The sequence below is a fragment of the Vibrio sp. 1069 genome (assembly GCF_033340555.1).
Map to the genome: position 1 here is coordinate 1 of NZ_JAWOWP010000501.1, position 640 is coordinate 640.

Sequence of the window (640 nt, forward strand, 5' to 3'; positions counted from 1 at the left end):
AGCTTCGGTAAGTTCAATCGCTTCCTTCAGGGTGTTTTTTATAGCACCAACGGTTTCTACCATTATGGAAGCCATCTTGGTGCCTGAATAACCCAGCAGAGCGCCGAATTCAGCTAAATCATAGCTGGTGATAGGGCGTTTGAAGTTACCTTTCGGCGGATTTTGAAAGTCCTCACTTTCCCAATCTCCAATCGACATTGCAAAATATTGAGGGATACTGGCGGCACGCCCCTCATCAGCAGACAACTTACCGCTTCGTGAGTTGCGTTTTGCTCCCTCTTGAGCGATTGCTTCTATGTTTACTAAATCATAAAAAGGGGTCAGTTCCAGACCTTTAGGGGTGACGAAGAAGCTAATATTTTTACCATGGGCATCGTAGTTTAGCGTTGCTAGATTAAAGAGCATCCATTGGGTGAGCTTTAGGTTAGTGATGACCGTGTCTATGGTTTTGACGCACAGTAGGCGTGGGAAAGAAACACCATCACGCATATATACGCCATCACCTTCATCCCCATTCTGACGCTCGTATTTGTAACCTGGTGGTAAGTCAGTTGCCTGACAGCCATCAATCACATGTTTTCGTTGAACGACATTACGAGCCTCGATATAGGCACGATCGAACCTCTCAATTATCAGTGTC

Annotated in this window: 1 protein-coding gene; it reads right to left on the reverse strand. The window is 45.6% G+C overall.

Annotated features, from left to right (window positions below):
* Positions 1-640, reverse strand: a 640-nt coding sequence (locus tag R7040_RS27405; RefSeq protein ID WP_318097736.1) for a HipA domain-containing protein, incomplete at both ends; no start/stop codon positions are given.